The 18,067-nt window shown below is 60.6% G+C and carries 19 protein-coding genes; 9 read left to right on the top strand and 10 right to left on the bottom strand.

The window, feature by feature from the left end; genetic code table 11:
• Positions 1-198: 198 nt before the first annotated feature.
• Both K1X80_RS08255 and cysK read right to left on the bottom strand, forming a co-directional pair.
• Positions 199-1,137: an aspartyl/asparaginyl beta-hydroxylase domain-containing protein gene (locus K1X80_RS08255; protein ID WP_057441260.1), complete on the bottom strand. Its 939-nt coding sequence runs from the start codon at positions 1,135-1,137 to the stop codon at positions 199-201.
• 205 nt (positions 1,138-1,342) lie between these two features.
• Positions 1,343-2,317: a cysteine synthase A gene (cysK, locus tag K1X80_RS08250; protein ID WP_057958819.1), complete on the bottom strand. Its 975-nt coding sequence runs from the start codon at positions 2,315-2,317 to the stop codon at positions 1,343-1,345.
• A 125-nt stretch (positions 2,318-2,442) separates the two neighbouring features.
• Here cysK and K1X80_RS08245 point away from each other — a divergent pair, with 125 nt between their 5' ends.
• From K1X80_RS08245 to K1X80_RS08235, 3 genes are all read left to right on the top strand, one after another.
• Positions 2,443-3,519 (top strand): DUF748 domain-containing protein, encoded by a 1,077-nt coding sequence (locus tag K1X80_RS08245; protein ID WP_057958818.1) that lies wholly within the window; start codon positions 2,443-2,445, stop codon positions 3,517-3,519.
• A 117-nt stretch (positions 3,520-3,636) separates the two neighbouring features.
• Entirely contained in the window at positions 3,637-4,482 is an 846-nt protein-coding gene (locus K1X80_RS08240; RefSeq protein WP_029292347.1) for a MoxR family ATPase, read from the top strand.
• 11 nt (positions 4,483-4,493) lie between these two features.
• Positions 4,494-5,672 carry a VWA domain-containing protein gene (locus K1X80_RS08235; RefSeq protein ID WP_057441266.1) on the top strand — a complete coding sequence of 393 codons (1,179 nt, stop codon included), beginning with the start codon at positions 4,494-4,496 and terminating at the stop codon, positions 5,670-5,672.
• 116 nt (positions 5,673-5,788) lie between these two features.
• Here the strand turns inward: K1X80_RS08235 and K1X80_RS08230 are convergent, their stop codons facing one another.
• The 3 genes from K1X80_RS08230 to K1X80_RS08220 are packed head-to-tail and all read right to left on the bottom strand — an operon-like array spanning position 5,789 to position 8,144.
• The gene (locus K1X80_RS08230) at positions 5,789-6,703 is read right to left on the bottom strand and encodes a biotin-dependent carboxyltransferase family protein (protein ID WP_057958817.1); all 915 of its coding nucleotides are present in this window, start codon (positions 6,701-6,703) and stop codon (positions 5,789-5,791) included.
• Positions 6,700-7,404 carry a 5-oxoprolinase subunit PxpB gene (gene pxpB, locus K1X80_RS08225; RefSeq protein WP_057958816.1) on the bottom strand — a complete coding sequence of 235 codons (705 nt, stop codon included), beginning with the start codon at positions 7,402-7,404 and terminating at the stop codon, positions 6,700-6,702. The genes K1X80_RS08230 and pxpB overlap by 4 nt, the downstream gene beginning before the upstream one ends.
• A complete protein-coding gene (locus K1X80_RS08220; protein ID WP_057958815.1) occupies positions 7,401-8,144 on the bottom strand; it encodes a 5-oxoprolinase subunit PxpA in 744 nt (247 codons plus the stop codon). Before K1X80_RS08220 ends, pxpB begins: the two co-directional genes overlap by 4 nt.
• A gap of 178 nt (positions 8,145-8,322) precedes the next feature.
• Between K1X80_RS08220 and K1X80_RS08215 the strand changes: the two genes are divergently transcribed.
• On the top strand, positions 8,323-9,249 hold the full coding sequence (locus K1X80_RS08215; RefSeq protein WP_057958814.1) for a LysR family transcriptional regulator: 927 nt from the start codon (positions 8,323-8,325) through the stop codon (positions 9,247-9,249).
• Positions 9,250-9,779: 530 nt separating this feature from the next.
• Here K1X80_RS08215 and K1X80_RS08210 read toward each other — a convergent pair.
• Genes K1X80_RS08210 through K1X80_RS08200 form a run of 3 tightly spaced genes read right to left on the bottom strand, consistent with a single transcriptional unit; the run spans position 9,780 to position 11,605 of the window.
• On the bottom strand, positions 9,780-10,322 hold the full coding sequence (locus K1X80_RS08210) for a DUF2937 family protein (protein WP_057958812.1): 543 nt from the start codon (positions 10,320-10,322) through the stop codon (positions 9,780-9,782).
• 11 nt (positions 10,323-10,333) lie between these two features.
• Entirely contained in the window at positions 10,334-11,110 is a 777-nt protein-coding gene (locus K1X80_RS08205) for a class II glutamine amidotransferase (RefSeq protein ID WP_057441274.1), read from the bottom strand.
• Positions 11,111-11,140: 30 nt separating this feature from the next.
• On the bottom strand, positions 11,141-11,605 hold the full coding sequence (locus K1X80_RS08200; RefSeq protein WP_225923868.1) for an MFS transporter: 465 nt from the start codon (positions 11,603-11,605) through the stop codon (positions 11,141-11,143).
• 90 nt (positions 11,606-11,695) lie between these two features.
• Between K1X80_RS08200 and K1X80_RS08195 the strand changes: the two genes are divergently transcribed.
• Complete coding sequence (locus K1X80_RS08195; RefSeq protein WP_057958811.1) at positions 11,696-13,750, top strand: S9 family peptidase; 2,055 nt, start codon at positions 11,696-11,698, stop codon at positions 13,748-13,750.
• Here K1X80_RS08195 and K1X80_RS08190 read toward each other — a convergent pair.
• Positions 13,747-14,028, bottom strand: coding sequence for a hypothetical protein (locus K1X80_RS08190; protein WP_057441276.1), 282 nt, complete (start codon positions 14,026-14,028; stop codon positions 13,747-13,749). The two genes, K1X80_RS08195 and K1X80_RS08190, sit on opposite strands and share 4 nt — an antisense overlap.
• Positions 14,029-14,109: 81 nt before the next feature.
• Between K1X80_RS08190 and K1X80_RS08185 the strand changes: the two genes are divergently transcribed.
• Positions 14,110-14,796: a spermidine synthase gene (locus K1X80_RS08185; RefSeq protein ID WP_057441278.1), complete on the top strand. Its 687-nt coding sequence runs from the start codon at positions 14,110-14,112 to the stop codon at positions 14,794-14,796.
• A gap of 12 nt (positions 14,797-14,808) precedes the next feature.
• Here K1X80_RS08185 and rarD read toward each other — a convergent pair whose 3' ends face one another.
• The gene (gene rarD, locus K1X80_RS08180) at positions 14,809-15,693 is read right to left on the bottom strand and encodes an EamA family transporter RarD (RefSeq protein ID WP_057441280.1); all 885 of its coding nucleotides are present in this window, start codon (positions 15,691-15,693) and stop codon (positions 14,809-14,811) included.
• Between the two features lie 611 nt (positions 15,694-16,304).
• Here rarD and K1X80_RS08175 point away from each other — a divergent pair.
• From K1X80_RS08175 to K1X80_RS08165, 3 genes are all read left to right on the top strand, one after another.
• Positions 16,305-16,679 carry a YajD family HNH nuclease gene (locus K1X80_RS08175; RefSeq protein WP_038448187.1) on the top strand — a complete coding sequence of 125 codons (375 nt, stop codon included), beginning with the start codon at positions 16,305-16,307 and terminating at the stop codon, positions 16,677-16,679.
• 182 nt (positions 16,680-16,861) lie between these two features.
• The gene (locus K1X80_RS08170) at positions 16,862-17,329 is read left to right on the top strand and encodes an RNA methyltransferase (RefSeq protein ID WP_057441281.1); all 468 of its coding nucleotides are present in this window, start codon (positions 16,862-16,864) and stop codon (positions 17,327-17,329) included.
• Between the two features lie 69 nt (positions 17,330-17,398).
• Entirely contained in the window at positions 17,399-17,740 is a 342-nt protein-coding gene (locus K1X80_RS08165; protein ID WP_057958810.1) for a DUF2892 domain-containing protein, read from the top strand.
• The last annotated feature ends 327 nt before the right edge of the window (positions 17,741-18,067 follow it).

Genomic DNA, 18,067 nt, shown 5'->3' with positions numbered 1-18,067 from the left:
AGCCTTACGCCTTGCTACTGCATCGACGCATCTCCCCTCTATCAAAACCTGGGCTTTGACTTCGATTCACGGGGCAGGCTTGTGATAGCGGTAGAGAACCAATAGCTTCGAAAACATGTTCAATTAATGATCAATTGTGGAGGCTGCATGGGAGAACGTATAAAAAAACCGCTCATACGAGCGGTTTTTTTGAACCCATCAGCCAAATAACCAATACACCAACGCCACAACCACCACCGCCGCCAACACCGGCCGCATGATGCGATAGGCTTTGGGATGCTTGCGCTTCCACTGCTTGACCACCCCACTGAAGCGATCGCTGAAGCTCTTGCTCCAGGCGTAGGCCTGGTTGATCCCGCCCACACGCTCGTCATCCAGGTTCTGTGGCGCGGTTGCACGGCCTAGCTGGGCACTGACCCAACGGTTGATGCGGGTCATCAGCCGGTTGCTCAGTGGTCGCTCGATATCACAGAACAGAATCACCCGGGTCTTCTCGGTTTCGTTCTTTACCCAGTGCACGTAGGTTTCGTCGAACATCACGTCTTCGCCATCACGCCAGGCGTAGATCTGGCCATCGACGAAAATGCGGCAGTCGTCGGAATTGGGTGTCGACAACCCCAAGTGATAGCGCAGGGAGCCGGCGAACGGATCGCGATGGGGGTTGAGGTGGCTGCCACCGGGCAACAGCGCAAACATGGCGCCCTTGACGTTGGGGATGCTGCTGACCAGGGCCACGGTTTTCGGGCACAGCAGCTCGGCCGACGGCAGCGGTTTGTCGTACCACTTGAGGTAGAAGCGCTTCCAGCCTTTCTTGAAGAACGAGCCAAAACCGGCATCGTTGTTCTTCTCGGCGGCGCGGATATAGCCTTCGTCGAACAGGTGCATGGCCTCGTCGCGAATCACTTCCCAGTTGTCCTTGAGCACATCCAGCTCGGGGAACTTGCTGCGGTCCAGGTAGGGCTTGGACGGCACCGCCGAAAAGATGTACATCAAAGCGTTGTACGGGGCGAACAACGCCGAATGGTTGACGAACTGGCGCAGCACCGGCAAACGTGCCTTGCCGCGCAAATGCACGTACAGCGTACTGCCGATAAACAGCAACAGCACCGACAGCTTGGCGGCCAAAGAAAAGGTCATGCAGCAACTCCTGGAAATAGCCTCCCGGCAGCGGGAAACCAGACATAGCAGCCGGCCATGATAAACACTCCGGGCCGGAGGAAAAACCCGCGTTATCCAACAATCCGTTTTAAGGGGCCCGCGGCGAGCAATCAATTATGCATATGAGGCATAAAACCGGGCTGATATGGATCAACCCGATTTCGGTACACCGACACCTGCAACGTCAGGCCTGGTTTTCCTGATCGGTGAACAGATCGCTGAACAGCATGCTCGACAGGTAGCGCTCACCGGAGTCCGGCAGGATCACCACGATGGTCTTGCCCTGCATTTCCGGTTTTTCGGCCAGACGCACCGCCACCGCCATGGCCGCGCCACAGGAAATCCCGCACAGGATGCCTTCCTCCTGCATCAACCGCAGGGCCATGGCCTTGGATTCATCGTCACTGACCAGCTCCACCCGGTCCACCATCGACAGATCAAGGTTCTTCGGCACAAAACCCGCGCCAATCCCCTGGATCTTGTGGGGGCTGGGCTTGATCTCTTCGCCAGCCAACGCCTGGGTAATCACCGGCGAGCTGATGGGCTCCACCGCCACCGAGAGGATCGGCTTGCCTGCAGTGTTCTTGATGTAGCGCGATACACCCGTGAGGGTCCCGCCCGTGCCAACGCCTGCCACCAGCACATCCACCGCGCCATCGGTGTCGTTCCAGATTTCCGGGCCGGTGGTTTTTTCGTGGATGGCCGGGTTGGCCGGGTTGTCGAACTGGGCCGGCATGAAATAGGTCGCCGGGTCGCTGGCAAGGATTTCACTGGCTTTCTCGATGGCGCCTTTCATGCCCTTGGCCGGCTCGGTCAGCACCAGTTCGGCCCCCAGGGCCTTGAGCACCTTGCGCCGTTCGATACTCATGGACGCGGGCATGGTCAGCAACAATTTGTAGCCACGGGCCGCGGCGACAAAGGCCAGGCCAATCCCGGTGTTGCCTGAGGTCGGCTCGACGATGGTCATGCCCGGCTTGAGTTTGCCGCTGCTTTCCGCGTCCCAGATCATGTTCGCGCCGATCCGGCACTTCACCGAATACCCAGGGTTACGCCCTTCGATCTTGGCCAGGATGGTCACGCCACGGGGCGCGATACGGTTGATCTGAACCAGGGGCGTGTTACCGATGGAGTGCGCGTTGTCTGCAAAAATGCGGCTCATGGCGGGGTCCTTTAGGCGGTTTTCAGGAAGGCAACAAGGGTATGCCTCGTACTCCAAGGCGTCCAGTCGAGGAACGTTGCCGCTGCCTGTGTAGTCAATCGCCTATACACAGGGAGGAATAACCTATGAAGCGTCGCTACAGTTGGCCGATATGGACGGTCGCCGGGCTGGTGGTCGTGCTGGTGGCACTGGATATCGCCCTGCCCTACCTGGTGCGCAACTACCTCAATGAAAAACTCGCCGACATGGGCGACTACCGTGGCCAGGTGACCGATGTCGACCTGGCCCTGTGGCGCGGCGCGTACCGGATCAATGGCCTGCAGATCGTCAAGGTCGATGGCAAGGTGCCCGTGCCGTTCGTCAAGGCGCCAGTGATCGACTTGTCGGTCAGTTGGCATTCCTTATGGTACGACCACGCGGTGGTGGCCGAAGTGCAATTCGTCAAGCCGGAACTCAACTTCGTCGACGGCGGCGCCAACAAACAGGCGTCCCAGACCGGTCGCGGCACCGATTGGCGCGCCCAACTGGGCAAGCTGCTGCCCATTACCCTCAACGAAGTGCGGATCGACGACGGCAAGATCGCCTTCCACAACTTCAGCTCCAAGCCGCCGGTCAATATGGGCGCCACCCAGGTCAATGCCAGCTTCTACAACCTGACCAACGTGGTGGACGTCGAAGGCAAGCGCGATGCGCGCTTTGACGGCAAGGCCCTGTTGCTGGGGCATGCGCCGCTGGAAGCCAGCGCGACCTTCGACCCGCTGAGCAATTTTGAAGACTTCGAGTTCCGCTTGCGCGCCCGTGATATCCAGCTCAAGCGCATGAACGACTTCGCCTCGGCCTACGGCAAGTTCGACTTCAATGCCGGCACCGGCGACGTGGTGATTGAAGCCCAGGCTGAAAAAGCCCAATTGACCGGCTATATCAAGCCGCTGCTGCGGGATGTGGAGGTGTTTGACTGGCAACAGGACGTGGAGAACCAGGACAAGGGGATTTTCCGCTCGATCTGGGAAGCCGTGGTCGGTGCCAGCGAAACCGTGCTGAAGAACCAGAGCAAAAACCAGTTCGCCACCCGGGTGGAACTCAGCGGCAGCGTTCACCAGCAAGATATCAGCGCGTTCCAGGCGTTTTTGCAGATTTTGCGCAATGGTTTCGTCCAGGCGTTCAACGCCCGCTACGAACAACCCAAACCCAGTGCGGAGTGACCCTGGCGTGACTGGTCATTCAGAGACTGAATAACCCGTCTGCGTTCACAGTCACCGGGGCTGCGCGCTATAGTCGCAGGCATGCTGACTACCGGCGTCATGTTCGAGGATTGAGAAATGAAGTTCGAAGGCACCCAGGCCTACGTTGCCACCGATGACCTGAAACTGGCTGTCAACGCTGCCATCACGCTGGAGCGTCCGCTGCTGGTCAAGGGCGAGCCGGGCACCGGCAAGACCATGCTTGCAGAACAACTGGCCGAATCGTTTGGCGCGCGGTTGATCACCTGGCACATCAAGTCCACCACCAAGGCGCACCAGGGCCTGTATGAATACGATGCGGTCAGCCGCCTGCGCGACTCGCAACTGGGCGTGGACAAGGTCCATGACGTACGCAACTACCTGAAGAAAGGCAAGCTGTGGGAGGCTTTCGAGTCCGAGGAGCGGGTGATCCTGCTGATCGACGAGATCGACAAGGCCGATATCGAGTTCCCCAACGACCTGCTGCAAGAACTCGACAAGATGGAGTTCTACGTCTACGAAATCGACGAGACCATCAAGGCCAAGAAGCGCCCGATCATCATCATTACCTCCAACAACGAGAAAGAGCTGCCGGACGCTTTCCTGCGTCGCTGCTTCTTCCATTACATCGCCTTCCCCGACCGCACCACCCTGCAGAAAATCGTCGACGTGCATTACCCCGACATCAAGAAAGACCTGGTCAGCGAAGCGCTGGACGTGTTCTTCGACGTGCGCAAGGTCCCCGGCCTGAAGAAAAAGCCCTCCACCTCCGAGCTGGTGGACTGGCTCAAGCTGCTGATGGCCGACAACATCGGCGAGGCGGTGCTGCGCGAGCGTGATCCAACCAAGGCCATCCCGCCCCTGGCCGGCGCCCTGGTGAAAAACGAGCAGGATGTGCAACTGCTTGAGCGCCTGGCGTTCATGAGCCGTCGCGGCACTCGATAAGGGCTTTTGCCATGCTGCTCAACCTGTTCAATGAAATGCGTGCAGCCAAGGTGCCGGTCTCGGTACGTGAGCTGCTGGACCTGATCAACGCCCTGAAACAACGGGTGACCTTCGCTGACATGGACGAGTTTTATTACTTGTCCCGGGCGATCCTGGTGAAGGACGAACGCCACTTCGACAAGTTCGACCGGGCTTTCGGCGCCTACTTCAATGGCCTGGAGAAACTCGACGACCACTTGCAGGCATTGATTCCCGAAGACTGGTTGCGCAAGGAGTTCGAGCGTTCGCTGAGCGATGAAGAGCGCGCGCAGATTCAATCCCTGGGCGGCCTGGACAAGCTGATCGAAGAGTTCAAGAAACGCCTGGAGGAACAGAAGGAGCGCCACGCCGGCGGCAACAAGTGGATCGGTACTGGCGGCACCAGCCCGTTCGGTTCCGGCGGCTTCAACCCCGAGGGCATTCGCGTGGGCGATGCCGGCAAGCGCCAGGGCAAGGCGGTCAAGGTCTGGGACCAGCGCGAGTACAAGAACCTCGATGACTCGGTGGAACTGGGCACGCGCAATATCAAGGTGGCCCTGCGCCGCCTGCGCAAGTTTGCGCGCCAGGGTGCAGCCGAAGAGCTGGATATCGACGGCACCATCGACCACACCGCCCGTGACGCCGGCCTGCTGAATATCCAGATGCGCCCGGAACGGCGCAACACGGTCAAGCTGCTGTTGCTGTTCGACATCGGCGGTTCGATGGATGCCCACGTCAAGACTTGCGAAGAGCTGTTCTCGGCCTGCAAGACCGAGTTCAAGCACCTGGAGTACTTCTACTTCCACAACTTCATTTATGAATCGGTGTGGAAGAACAACATGCGCCGCACTTCCGAGCGCACCTCGACCCAGGACCTGCTGCACAAGTACGGCGCCGACTATAAGGTGATCTTTATCGGCGACGCGGCCATGGCCCCCTACGAAATCACCCAGGCCGGTGGCAGCGTGGAGCACTGGAACGAAGAGCCGGGGTATGTGTGGATGCAGCGGTTCATGGAGAAGTACAAGAAGCTGATCTGGATTAATCCGTACCCGAAAGACACCTGGGGCTATACCTCGTCGACCAATATCGTGCGGGATTTGATTGAGGACCAGATGTATCCGTTGACCTTGCGCGGGCTTGAAGAGGGGATGCGGTTTCTCTCCAAGTAGGGGGTGGATTCACCGCCGCTATCGCAGGCAAGCCAGCTCCCACATTTGGACTGCATTCACAAAGCAAAATATGTGAATGCATTCTGAATGTGGGAGCTGGCTTGCCTGCGATGCCTTTAGCGATTCGTAAATCGCTGCAAATAGCTCAGATGCTCGCGATGCGCCGTCTCCTGCATCACCGGCGCCAGCCTCACCTTCTCCCCCGGCAGACACTGGGCCAGGCGCGCCAACGCCAATGGCGTCAAAGCCCCCAATCGCGGGTAGCCGCCAATGGTCTGGCGATCATTGAGCAATACAATCGGCTGCCCATCCGGCGGGACCTGGATCGCACCCAACGGGATGCCTTCGGAGATCAGCGACGGCCCCTGATACGCCAACGGCGTGCCCAGCAGGCGCATGCCCATGCGGTCGGCGCGGCTGTCCAGGGTCCATTCGGTATTGAAGGCATCGAACAGGCTCTGGCCACTGAACTGGCCGATCTGCGCGCCGAGGATCACGTCCAGGGGCGCGGTAGATTGCAACCGCTCAACCGGCAACTCACGCAACTCACTGCCGGTACCGGAATACACCAGGGACCCACCTTCAGCCAGGGCCCGGCCAAAACCGTCCAGCCCGCCCAGGGCTTCGCGCCCGACACTGGCACAACTGCCCAGCACCTTGGGCGCGTCAAACCCGCCTGGCGCCGCCAGGTAAGCCCGTGCACCGCGGTGGGGTTGGGTGAAGCGCAAGCGCTGGCCTTTTTGCAGAATGAAACTGCGGCCTGGGCTGATGGCGCGCTCGTCGATGTACGCGCCCAGGTCCGCGCCGGCCAGGGCCAGCACGCAAAGCTCCTCGGCCTGCACGGTAAAACCGCCCAGGGTGATTTCCACCACCGGCGCATCCAGCGAATTGCCCAGCAGCCAGTTGGCCCAGGACATCGACACCCAATCCAGCGCGCCGCCCTGGGTCACGCCCAGATGCCGCACACCAAAACGCCCGGCATCCTGCAACAAGCACAGCGCGGTGCTGGCCTCGATCAACAAGCGGCTCATACCTGGGCCTCCAAGGGCGTGTCATCGCCACCCAGGTTGATAAATTCAGCACGCCCGATGGCTTCGAAACGCACACTGTCGCCCGGCTGCATCAGGCTGTAGCCGTCGCGCTCGCGGTCGAACAATTTGGCCGGGGTGCGCCCGATCAGGTTCCAGCCACCCGGGGATTCCACCGGATAGGCTGCGGTCTGGCGCTCGGCGATGCCGACGCTGCCCGCCGCCACCCGTTTGCGCGGGGTGCCCAGACGCGGCGCCGCGAGTTGCTCTTCCACCAGCCCCATAAAGGCAAAACCGGGGGCAAAACCAAGGGCAAAGACCTGGTATTGATGCTGGCTGTGGCGGCGAATCACCTCGTTGACCGCAAGCCCGCTGCGCTGGGCGAGCAAGGTCAGCTCAGGGCCGACGCTGAGGTCGTACCACACCGGCAAGATATGACACTGCCCGCTGCCCTGGGCCTGGGGCTGCAAGCCCGTGAGGGCCTGATTGATCAGTTCCCGCGCCTGTGCCGGACTCAGCGCCAGCAGGTCGTAATGCACCATCAGGGTCGTGTAGGAAGGCACCAGGTCCACCAGCGCCGCGCCAAATCCCTCGCGCAGGCGGCGCGTGGCAGCGAGCATCCAGGGCATGTTGTCTTCGGCGATCACTTCAAACAGGCGCACCATCAGGCAGTCGATGGCTACCACTTCAATCCGTGGGTTCATGCTGGCGTCAACGCCTGGCGAATACGCTGCACCGCCGCCACCGAGCTGGCGTTATCGCCATGCACGCAGAGGGTGTTGGCCTGCAGCAGCAAGGGGCTGCCGTCGCTGGCAACCAGGGTATCGCCACGGGCAATGGTCAAGGCCTGCTCGAGAATGACCTGTGCATCGTGATGCACCGCGCCCGGCAACTGCCGCGAGACCAGATGCCCGGCGTTGTCATAGGCGCGGTCGGCGAAAGCTTCGAACCACAGGGTCACGCCGTACTCATCCCCCAAGGCCTGGGCGGCACTGTTGTCACGGGTGGCCATCAGCATCAAGGGCAGGCTGGCGTCATACGCCGCCACGGCCTGGATCACTGCACGCAGTTGCGCAGGCTTGGCCATCATGTCGTTGTACATCGCACCATGGGGTTTGACGTAGCTGACCCGGCCACCCTGGGCCCGGCAAATACCATCGAGGGCACCGATCTGGTAATGCAGCAGGTCCTGGATTTCCTGGGGTGCATAGGCCATGGAGCGCCGGCCAAAACCTGCCAGGTCCTGATACGCCGGGTGCGCACCGATCTGCACGCCATGCTGCAACGCCAGGGCGACGGTCTTGCGCATGATGCTCGGGTCGCCGGCGTGGAAGCCGCAGGCGATATTGGCGCAATCAATGAATGGCATGACCTCGGCATCCAGACCCATGGTCCAGGCACCAAAACTTTCGCCGATGTCGCAGTTCAATAGCAGGCGGCTCACGGTGAAGACTCCTGTAGGCTTTATTTTTTTGTAGTGTGGGATCTTTTACCAAGATCTCGCAACGATGTTGTCCTGAGCCCCGACGACGCTTATCGTGAGACAGCCCGATTTTTGGCGCGCAGCCCCTGTTGCGTCCAACTAATAAAAACCGATCCATGCATAAGAAAAAGTTGATCCCATGAATTTGAAGTTCCTCGAAACCTTCGTCTGGGTGGCCCGACTCAAGAGCTTCCGGCTCACGGCAGAGAAGCTGTTCACCACCCAGGCCTCGATCTCCAGCCGCATTGCGGTGTTGGAAGGCGAGTTGGGGGTGAAACTGTTCCTGCGTGACTCGCGTGGCGTGAGCCTGACCCCGGATGGGGTGAAGGTGCTCGAGTATGCCGAGCAGATGATGATCACCATGCAGGGGCTCAAGCAGTCGCTGGAAACCACCAGCAGCAAGGTCGGACGCATCCGTATCGGCGTGATGGACACGGTGATCCATACCTGGCTCAGCCCCTTGGTGACCGAGTTGATGAACCATTTCCCCCTGGTGGAAATCGAGCTGGTCGCCGATACCGCGCTGAACCTCTGCGATCAGCTGCAAAAAGGCTTTCTCGACCTGATCCTGCAAACCGACCTGCTGCGCCAGGAATCGGTGCGCAGCCTGGAGCTGGCCAGCCACCCCATGGGCTGGATCGTCGCCAGCCATTCTATCTACAACCGTGATTACACCTCCCTCGCCGAACTGGCCCAGGAACGGATCATCACCTACTCGAAAAACTCCCATCCGCACCAGGATGTACTGAGCCTGATGCAAGCCCATGGCGTCGCGGCGCCGCGCATGAACTGCGTGAACTCGGTGTCGGCCATCACCCGCTTGCTGCGCGACGGCTTCGGTATCGGCGCGATGCCGCCGGTGCTGGTCAGCGAAGAGTTGGCGCGGGGTGAGTTGATATTGCTGCCCATGGCGCAGCGCTTGCCGAACCTGCAGGTGGTGGTGTCGTGGCGGGTGGGGGTGGAGTTGGTGGAGGAAATCGTCGCGCTGTGCCAAAGCGTAGCGGCGCGGTATGCCGAGGAAGTGGGTGAAGAGCGCATGGTGCTCAACCAGAAGAAACCCGATTAAACCTAGCAGGCGCGGGCTTGTGTGAGAGCTGGTTTGTGTAGGAGCTGGCTTGTGTGGGAGCTGGCTTGCCTGCGATGCGAGCACCTCGGTACATCGGTTGCACCGCGGTGACGCTATCGCAGCATAGGAATCTACACAGCTATCCTCTGGGTATGTGTACATATCCATTGCTGCGGTAACGGCGGCTATTGGTTCCGCCCTTACGGCGGCTCACTTTGGAGAAGCGCCAAAGTAAGCAAAGCGCTCTTGCCCCACCACTCGGTGCCTCGCCTAGGCTCGGCATGCCCGCAGTCAGGCATTGCTCCGTGGGCCCGCCGCGATCGGCCATCCATGGCCGTGTCGCGGCTACCCCGGCATCCATGCCGGGGGTGCCCACTGCGCAATACCTGCCTGCGGCCATCGTGGTTTAACGGGGCGCCTAAGATCAAGATCAAAAGCCAGATCAAAAGCCGGATCAAAAGCAGAGCCAGAGCGTGAAGCTGCATTCCTCCCGGTGGGAGCTGGCTCCAACCGGGAGATCTGTGGCGTATTCAGAGGCCTTTGAGGTCCCGCTCTTCAATCGGCCGGCTCTGGCGCAGACGCTTGCCGCCCAGCACCACCCAGTCAATCAAACGGAACAGGCACTCCAGGCCGAACGACAGCAGCATCGCCCCGCCCAAACCCCAGCCCATGGCCTCGGGGGTCAGGAGGATCTGGTAGCTGTAGCCATTCCAGGTTTCCCGGCGGATATCCGGGTCGGCGGCCACCGCCACCTGCAAGGCGCGGATGTACCACGGCCCCTGCATGGCCTGGAACTGCTTGTCCAACGCTACCTGGCGATCGAGCAAACTGCCGAGGCTGTTGGCATCGCTGCGGAATACCGGGTCATCGCTGGCGCGGTAATGGGCGACCAGGGCCTGTAAATCGCCTTTGAAGAACTGCTGCGCAGTGCTTTCAAAACCGCGCAGGCCGGTCTGGGCCTCGATCAAATGGGCCTCGACCCGCTTGGCGTAGTCGTTGATAAACCCCGGGACTTGCACCCCGACCAACAAGCCAATGGCAAACAACACCAGGCGCAGATAGCTGAGCAACATAATCAACGTCCTTATGCAGTTGTGCCCTGGCTGACGCATTCGCCGCGCCGCCACAGGCTCCACTGGCCCGGTTCGTAACGGGTCCAGGTCTCGTTTTCGGTCAAGGGTTCGGTGGCAATCACCGTCACCACATCGTTTGGCGTGGTTTCGGCCTGAAAATCGACGATCACGTCGACATCTTTGAGGCGCGCCGGGCCAAAGGGTGCGCGCCGGGTGATCTGCGCCAGTTTGGTCGAGCAGTAGCAAAACAGCCAATCACCATCACTGAGCAGGCAGTTGAACACGCCCTTGCTGCGGTATTCGGCGCAGGCGGCGATCAGGTCCGGCAGCACCTGCTCGATATCCACGGGCTCGGGAAACGCCTCACGGATGCGGTTGAGCAGGTCGCAGAAGGCGGCTTCGCTGTCGGTATCGCCCACCGGGCGGTAGAACGTGGCCCGGGGCGTGAAGTCGGCGAGTTGACCGTTATGGGCGAAACACCAATTGCGCCCCCACAACTCGCGGACGAACGGATGGGTATTGGACAGGCTCACCTTGCCGACGTTGGCCTGGCGGATATGGCCAATCACCACTTCACTCTTGATCGGATAACGCTGCACCAGCAGCGCCACTTCCGACTCGCTGCTGGCCGCCGGGTCCTGGAACAGCCGCAAGCCACGGCCCTCATAGAAGGCAATGCCCCAGCCATCGCGGTGCGGCCCGGTGCGCCCACCGCGCTGCATCAGCCCGGTGAAGCTGAACACGATGTCGGTCGGTACGTTGGCACTCATGCCCAATAATTCACACATGCCAGGACTCTCGATGCTGGGCAAACAACGTTAAAGACGCGGTTCGACCCGCATACCACTGACGGGGGCCGGCGCACGGCCATAGGGTTCGTCGTCCTCAGGCTCGGCCGCAACCGCTGCCGCAGCGGCGGCTTTCTGCTCACGCCGGGCCTTGGCGGCACGTTCGATGGGCCAGCGGATCAGCACAAAGACCAGGTACAGGCCAAAGGCGATCATGGCGTACATCAGCAAGTCGGACACCGCCCGCCAGGCGTTATTGCCCACTTTGAGCAACAGATCCAGGGCGGTGATGGCCACGGCCGGGGCGAATTGCTCCTTGACCGGGTCGACAATGGTCGGGCTCAACAGCAGCACCGCCATCAGCAACCGCAGCGGTTCGCGCAGCCAGCGCCAGATCCAGCGGGTCAGGCGAAACCACACCAGCAGGCAGCCCAAAGCGGCGAAGGCGTAGAGGCCCCAAGCGGTCAGATAGTCGTTCTCGGTCATGGTGTCCATGGCAAGGTAGGCAAACAGGCCCGTATGATAACGGCTTTTGAGTGCCACGGCTGCAACGCCGTCGGCCCACCCCCAGACAGAGAGTGATCCATGCCTTCATCGACCCACGCCGCTGCCGCCCCAATTGCCCGCCAGGATTCAGGCCAGGACCCGTACGCCTGGTTGCAGGAGCGCGACAACAGCGAGGTGCTCGACTACCTCAAGGCCGAAAATGCCTGGCAAGAGGCGCAACTTGAGGAGCAGAGCGCGTTGCGCGAAAGCCTGTTCCAGGAGATCAAGGGCCGTATCCTCGAGACCGACCTGTCACTGCCCTCGCCCTGGGGCCCGTACCTGTATTACACACGCACCACTGCCGGTGACGAATACGCGCGGCATTACCGCTGCCCACGCCCGGCCGACGACAGCCAGCAGATCGACGAAAGCGCCGAAGAATTGCTGCTGGACCCGAATGTGCTGGCCAATGGTGGTTTTTTCTCCCTCGGTGCCTTCAGCATCAGCCCGGACCACAAGCGCCTGGCCTACAGCCTGGATACCAACGGCGAAGAGATCTACACCCTGTACGTGAAGGAATTGTCTTCAGGCAAGGTCAGTGAACTGGCCTTCGAAGACTGCGACGGCAGCATGACCTGGGCCAACGACAGCCTGACGCTGTTCTTCGGTGAACTGGACGACACCCATCGCCCGCACAAGCTGTATCGCTATCGGCTGGACGGCACCGCCGCCGAAGAAGTGTTTCACGAGCCCGACGGGCGCTTTTTCCTGCATTGCTACCGCTCCAGTTCCGAGCGCCAATTGCTGCTGTCGCTGGGCAGCAAGACCACCAGCGAAGTCTGGGCCCTGGACGCCGAGCAGCCGCAACAGGCATTTGCCTGCCTGGCGCCACGGGTTGAAGGCCATGAATACGATGTCGACCACGGCAAGCTGGACGACCAATGGACCTGGTTTATCCGCAGTAACCGCGATGGCATCAACTTTGCGCTGTTCCAGGCGGCTGACAACGGCAGCGTGCCCACTGAAGACCAGTGGCACAACCTGATTGCCCACGATGACGCAGTGATGCTCGATGGCGTGACCCTCAACGCCCGGGCCATGACCCTGAGCCTGCGCATTGGCGGCTTGCCGGTAATCGACGTGCACCCACAAGGCCTGCCGACTTACCGCGTGGAATTACCAGACGCGGCCTACAGCCTGTACGTGCAAAACAGCCTGGAATTCGACAGCGACAAGATCCGCCTGCGCTATGAAGCACTCAATCGTCCGGCCCAGGTCCGCCAGTTGGAACTGGCCAGCGGCGCGCAGCAAGTGCTCAAGGAAACCCCGGTATTGGGCGTGTTCAATGCCGACGATTATGTCAGCCAGCGGCTATGGGCCACTTCTGCCGATGGTACCCAGGTGCCGATCAGCCTGGTGGTCAAGCGCGACCAGGTGGGCCAGCCAACGCCGCTGTACCTGTACGGCTACGGCGCCTACGGTTCGAGCCTCGACCCGTGGTTTTCCCATGCGCGCCTGAGCCTGCTGGACCGTGGCGTGGCGTTTGCCATTGCCCATGTGCGCGGTGGCGGCGAATTGGGCGAAGCCTGGTACCGCGCCGGCAAGCAGGAGCACAAGCAAAACACGTTCAGCGATTTTATCGCCTGCGCCGAACACCTGATCGCCGAGGGCCTGACCACCTCCAAACAACTGGCTATCAGCGGCGGCAGCGCCGGCGGGCTGTTGATCGGTGCCGTGCTCAACCAACGCCCGGAGTTGTTCCAGGCGGCGATTGCCGAAGTGCCTTTTGTCGATGTACTCAACACCATGCTCGACCCGGACCTGCCACTGACCGTCACCGAATATGACGAATGGGGCAACCCACAGGAGCCCGAGGTGTATGAGCGGATCAAGGCCTATGCGCCCTACGAAAACGTCAGCGCCCAGGCCTACCCGGCGATGCTGGTGATCGCCGGCTATAACGACAGCCGCGTGCAGTACTGGGAAGCCGCCAAATGGGTGGCCAAGCTGCGGGCCACCAAGACCGACGACAACCTGCTGCTGCTCAAGACCGAACTGGGCGCAGGCCATGGCGGCATGAGCGGCCGTTACCAGGGTTTGCGTGATGTGGCCCTGGAATACGCCTTTGTGTTCAAGGCCCTGGGGCTGGTTTAAGAACCCGCCGCCTTCGGCTTGCTGTCGTTTTGCTGCAGGCCGGGCAAGGTCTGGTCCTTGGGCGGCTTGGGCATTTCAATCGGTGGCAACGGCACCCCGGCCCCTTGTGGCTTGGGTGCGGTTGGCGGGGTGATTTGCGGATACGGGGTCGGCGTTGCAGTGCCCGGCGCGCCGGTGGTGGTCGCCGGCGTGTTCGGCACCGGTTGCAACTGCTGGGCATGTGCGGCACCCAATGTGAGCACACTTCCTACAATGACCGCTAGAATGCTGCACTTCATCGATGGCTCCATGGCCTGACTGTTAACCAGTCCCAAGGCTACTCCCAACCGCGCAAGAATGCCCTTCCCAATGAGATTTCCATGAAACGTTTCGTGCTGCTCGACACCACCCCGATCCCCGATAACGGCGGCGCCCTGTGCCTGTTCGAATACGGCGAGGATTTTGTGATCAAGATCCAGGGCGGTGACGGCGGGCAATTGATGAACACGCGCATGCACGGTTCCGAAGATGCCCTGGCAGAGATTCCCTGCCGCAAGGTCGCCGGACGCCCCGGTTCACGGGTATTGATTGGCGGCCTGGGCATGGGCTTCACCCTGGCCTCGGCCCTCAAGCACCTGGGCAAGACGGCCGAAGTGGTGGTGGCTGAATTGGTGCCGGGCGTGGTGGAGTGGAATCGCGGCCCGCTCGGGGAAAAATCCGGCAACCCGCTGCAGGACCCGCGCACCGTGATCCGCCTGGAAGACGTGGCCAAGGTGCTGCAAGCCGAGCCCCAGGGCTTTGATGCAATCATGCTCGACGTCGACAACGGCCCCGAAGGCCTGACGCAGAAAGCCAACAGCTGGCTGTACTCCGCCGGCGGCCTCAGCGCCTGCGCCAAGGCCCTGCGCCCCAAGGGCGTGCTGGCAGTGTGGTCGGCCAGCGCCGACAAGCAGTTCAGCGACAAATTGCGCAAGGCCGGCTTCAAGGCCGAGGAAGTGCAAGTCTTTGCCCATGGCAACAAGGGCACCCGGCATACCATCTGGATTGCCGAGAAACTCAAGGGCTGAAGGGCGCGCCGGTCAGATCGAGCGGCGCAGGCGATTCAGATGCCGCAAACCTTCCAGCACCAGCACCACCACCGCCAGCCAGATGGGCAGGTAGGTCATCCACTGGCCCGGCTTGAGGCTGTCGCCCAGCATCAGCGACACCGCCACCAGCAGCACCGGCTCAGCGTAACTGAGCAGACCGAACAGGCTAAAGGGCAACAGGCGGCTGGCGAGGATGTAGCAGTAACCTGCCGCCGCACTGACCAGGCCCATCACTGGCACCAGCCAATACAACGCCGGGCGCTGCGCCAGCGTCTCGCCGATGGGGTGGCCGCCGAGGATGAACCACAGCGCCACCGGGATCATCAGCATCATGTCCAGCCATAAACCGCCCAGGTTGTCGGTGCCACAGCGCCGGCGCAGGACGAAATACAGCGGGTAACCGACGCAGACCACCAAGGTGGTCCAGGAAAACCCACCCGTGCGGTACAACTCATTGCCCACCCCCACCGCAGCCAACACGGCGGCAATCTTTTGCAGATGGGAAAGGCGTTCGCCATAAACGATACGCCCGGTAATGACCATGGTCAGCGGCAACAGGAAGTAACCCAGGGAAACGTCCAGGCCGTGGCCATTGAGCGGCGCCCACATAAAGATCCATAACTGCACCCCCACCAGCGCGCTGGTCAGCACCACGCAGGGCAGCAAGGCCGGTTTCTCGCGCAAGCGCTTGTAGATCAGCGGCACCCATTGCCAATCCCCGGACAGGGCGAGCAGCAGCGTCATGAAGGGCAACGAAATAAGGATTCGCCAGGCAAATATCTGCTGGCCATCCAAGGGCTCAAGAAGAGAGGTAAAGAAATACAGCACGCCAAACAGGAAGGAAGCGGAAACCGCCAGAACAACACCTTTAGACACAACAGCCTCTACAACAAATTGCATGTATTGAATTGAAGACCGAGCCGTTGAATATAAGCAAAATGAGCATCAAAACTTATTAACACGCACCACAAACTTACAACTCACATAGAATATAATTCCAGAGTCATGAATTTATAAGCACAGGGTAATTCGTCGTTTTTATTATTGGAAAGACGATCATCAGACTCTTCAACCTACCCGACTTCGGTGATAGGCAGCAGCACGCTCTGGACGAGCGCCTCTGATTTGAAACGCCACAACGCCAGCCGCGGAGGCTGATATCGTGATGGGAAAACCCGATTGCACGGGAAACTAACGGTCGCCCGGAAAGACCAGGCTTATTGAATACTCGACACCACAGCGGCGGTGGGCCAAGAGGCGCCACATTAAAGAACTTGGCAAAGTTAGTCCAACACTTTCTCGCCCCAGACTAACTTTTGCGCTCTTTAACTTCCCAACGGTTTTTAAATAGATAGGCGGGCATTATTACCCCGCTCCACAGCACCCCATCGCCAGCCGGCACCCGGGCTGAAAAAGCCAAGGGCTTATTGCCCCGCGAGCAGCTAGAATCAACGCCATCCGTGATCCACTAGAAAACAGGAGCCATGATGAGCTCAAGCAACCCGCCCTCCCACACCGCCAAGCTGGACCGCATCCTTGCCGATGCCCAGCGCGACCGGGAAATGGGCTACCGCGACAAAGCCCTGAAAATGTACCCCCATGTGTGTGGCCGCTGTGCCCGTGAATTCGCCGGCAAGCGCCTCAGCGAACTGACTGTGCACCACCGTAACCACAACCATGACGACAACCCCCAGGACGGTTCCAACTGGGAATTGCTCTGCTTGTACTGCCATGACAACGAGCACTCGCGCTATACCGACCAACAGTATTTCGGCGAAGGCTCCACCAGCAGCCCGACCATCGCCAAGGCCACGCACAACCCGTTTGCGGCGTTGGCGGGGTTGATGAAGAAGGACGACTGACGGTCGTCGCTGAACGTTACGACGTCATCGCGGGCAAGCCCGGCTCCCACATTTGAAATGTGTTCACCTGTGGGAGCCGAGCTTGCCCGCGATGACAATCGCCCAAACACACCATTTCTATAGCGACCGCTGCTCGAGCAATCCCCGTATAATTGCGGTTTTTCTCGAAGGCACCCTCTCCCGTGGGCAATAAACGCTACAGCTGCATCGGTCTGTATAACCCCAAATCCCCCGAAAACGTCGGTTCGGTCATGCGCGCTGCTGGCTGCTATGGGGTGGCTTCGGTGTTCTACACCGGTAAACGCTATGAGCGGGCCCGGGACTTTATTACCGACACCAAGAAAGTCCACCACGACATCCCGCTGATCGGCATCGACGACCTGAAAAAGATCCTGCCTCTGGGCTGCATTCCGGTTGCCGTGGAGTTGGTGGACGGTGCCCGGCCGCTGCCGGAATACACCCATCCTGATCGCGCGCTGTATATCTTCGGCCCCGAAGATGGCTCCCTCGATAAAGAGATCCGCGAGTGGTGCGAAGATGTGGTCTACATCCCGACCACCGGCTGCATGAACCTCGCAGCCACCGTCAACGTGGTGCTCTACGATCGCCTGGCCAAGGGCAATAACACCCGTTCGGGGCCCAAGTACTGATTTGGCGGGAACATCCACCTCTGGCCCGCAGTCAGTTGCATATCTATGGCCCTTTGTTGGAGACAGAACATGAGCGACAGCAAAACCCTCAAACCCATGATTGAATCGACACCGTTCCAGACCCAGCCGACCCAGAACGTCCAGGGCTGGGAGCGCATTGGCTCACTGGCCGGTGGCGTAGTGATGATGGGCAAGGGCATTCGCCGCGGTGGCTTTTTCGGCCTGATCCAGGTGGCGATTGGTGGTGTGGCCTTGGCGCGCGGGATCAGCGGCCATAGTTCGGCCAAGTCGCTGCTGGAAAAAAGCCGCCAGGATATGAATAGCGTGCGCACCCGCATCGAGCGCGCGGGTGAGGAACTGAAGAACCTCAAGACTCGGGCTGAAGTGGCTGCCGAAAAAACCGCGCCCTGAGGCACAAGCCAAAGGTGGGGGCTGGTTTAGTCGGGACGCCGCATAGGTATCTACGCAACTCTTTCGTGGTTCTTGGGGTTGTGTGCATATCCGTTGCTGGGGTCACGGCGGCTATTGGTTCCGCTCTTACAGCGGGTCACTTTTGGAAAAGAGCCCCAAAAGTAACCAAAAGGGCTCTTGCCCCACCACTCGGCACCTCGCCTAGGCTCGGTGTGCCCGTCATCCGACATTGATTTGGGGGGCCGCCGCGATGGGCCATCCATGGCCCAGCGCGGCTAACCCGGCGTCCTGCCGGGTTACCCCCCAAATCAAAATCGGATGACGGCC

Source organism: Pseudomonas sp. So3.2b (assembly GCF_019464415.1).
Classification (GTDB): Bacteria; Pseudomonadota; Gammaproteobacteria; order Pseudomonadales; family Pseudomonadaceae; genus Aquipseudomonas; species Aquipseudomonas shahriarae.
The sequence above is the reverse complement of the archived record's forward strand: the minus strand, read 5'-3'. Positions and strand labels throughout refer to the sequence as shown.

Excerpts from the sequence above, each read along its gene's own strand:
- K1X80_RS08255 (WP_057441260.1), bottom strand. The coding sequence starts at position 1,137 with ATGACCTTTTCTTTGGCCGCCAAGCTGTCGGTGCTGTTGCTGTTTATC.
- cysK (WP_057958819.1), bottom strand. The coding sequence starts at position 2,317 with ATGAGCCGCATTTTTGCAGACAACGCGCACTCCATCGGTAACACGCCC.
- K1X80_RS08245 (WP_057958818.1), top strand. The coding sequence starts at position 2,443 with ATGAAGCGTCGCTACAGTTGGCCGATATGGACGGTCGCCGGGCTGGTG.
- K1X80_RS08240 (WP_029292347.1), top strand. The coding sequence starts at position 3,637 with ATGAAGTTCGAAGGCACCCAGGCCTACGTTGCCACCGATGACCTGAAA.
- K1X80_RS08235 (WP_057441266.1), top strand. The coding sequence starts at position 4,494 with ATGCTGCTCAACCTGTTCAATGAAATGCGTGCAGCCAAGGTGCCGGTC.
- K1X80_RS08230 (WP_057958817.1), bottom strand. The coding sequence starts at position 6,703 with ATGAGCCGCTTGTTGATCGAGGCCAGCACCGCGCTGTGCTTGTTGCAG.
- pxpB (WP_057958816.1), bottom strand. The coding sequence starts at position 7,404 with ATGAACCCACGGATTGAAGTGGTAGCCATCGACTGCCTGATGGTGCGC.
- K1X80_RS08215 (WP_057958814.1), top strand. The coding sequence starts at position 8,323 with ATGAATTTGAAGTTCCTCGAAACCTTCGTCTGGGTGGCCCGACTCAAG.
- K1X80_RS08210 (WP_057958812.1), bottom strand. The coding sequence starts at position 10,322 with ATGTTGCTCAGCTATCTGCGCCTGGTGTTGTTTGCCATTGGCTTGTTG.
- K1X80_RS08205 (WP_057441274.1), bottom strand. The coding sequence starts at position 11,110 with ATGTGTGAATTATTGGGCATGAGTGCCAACGTACCGACCGACATCGTG.
- K1X80_RS08200 (WP_225923868.1), bottom strand. The coding sequence starts at position 11,605 with ATGGACACCATGACCGAGAACGACTATCTGACCGCTTGGGGCCTCTAC.
- K1X80_RS08195 (WP_057958811.1), top strand. The coding sequence starts at position 11,696 with ATGCCTTCATCGACCCACGCCGCTGCCGCCCCAATTGCCCGCCAGGAT.
- K1X80_RS08190 (WP_057441276.1), bottom strand. The coding sequence starts at position 14,028 with ATGAAGTGCAGCATTCTAGCGGTCATTGTAGGAAGTGTGCTCACATTG.
- K1X80_RS08185 (WP_057441278.1), top strand. The coding sequence starts at position 14,110 with ATGAAACGTTTCGTGCTGCTCGACACCACCCCGATCCCCGATAACGGC.
- K1X80_RS08175 (WP_038448187.1), top strand. The coding sequence starts at position 16,305 with ATGAGCTCAAGCAACCCGCCCTCCCACACCGCCAAGCTGGACCGCATC.
- K1X80_RS08165 (WP_057958810.1), top strand. The coding sequence starts at position 17,399 with ATGAGCGACAGCAAAACCCTCAAACCCATGATTGAATCGACACCGTTC.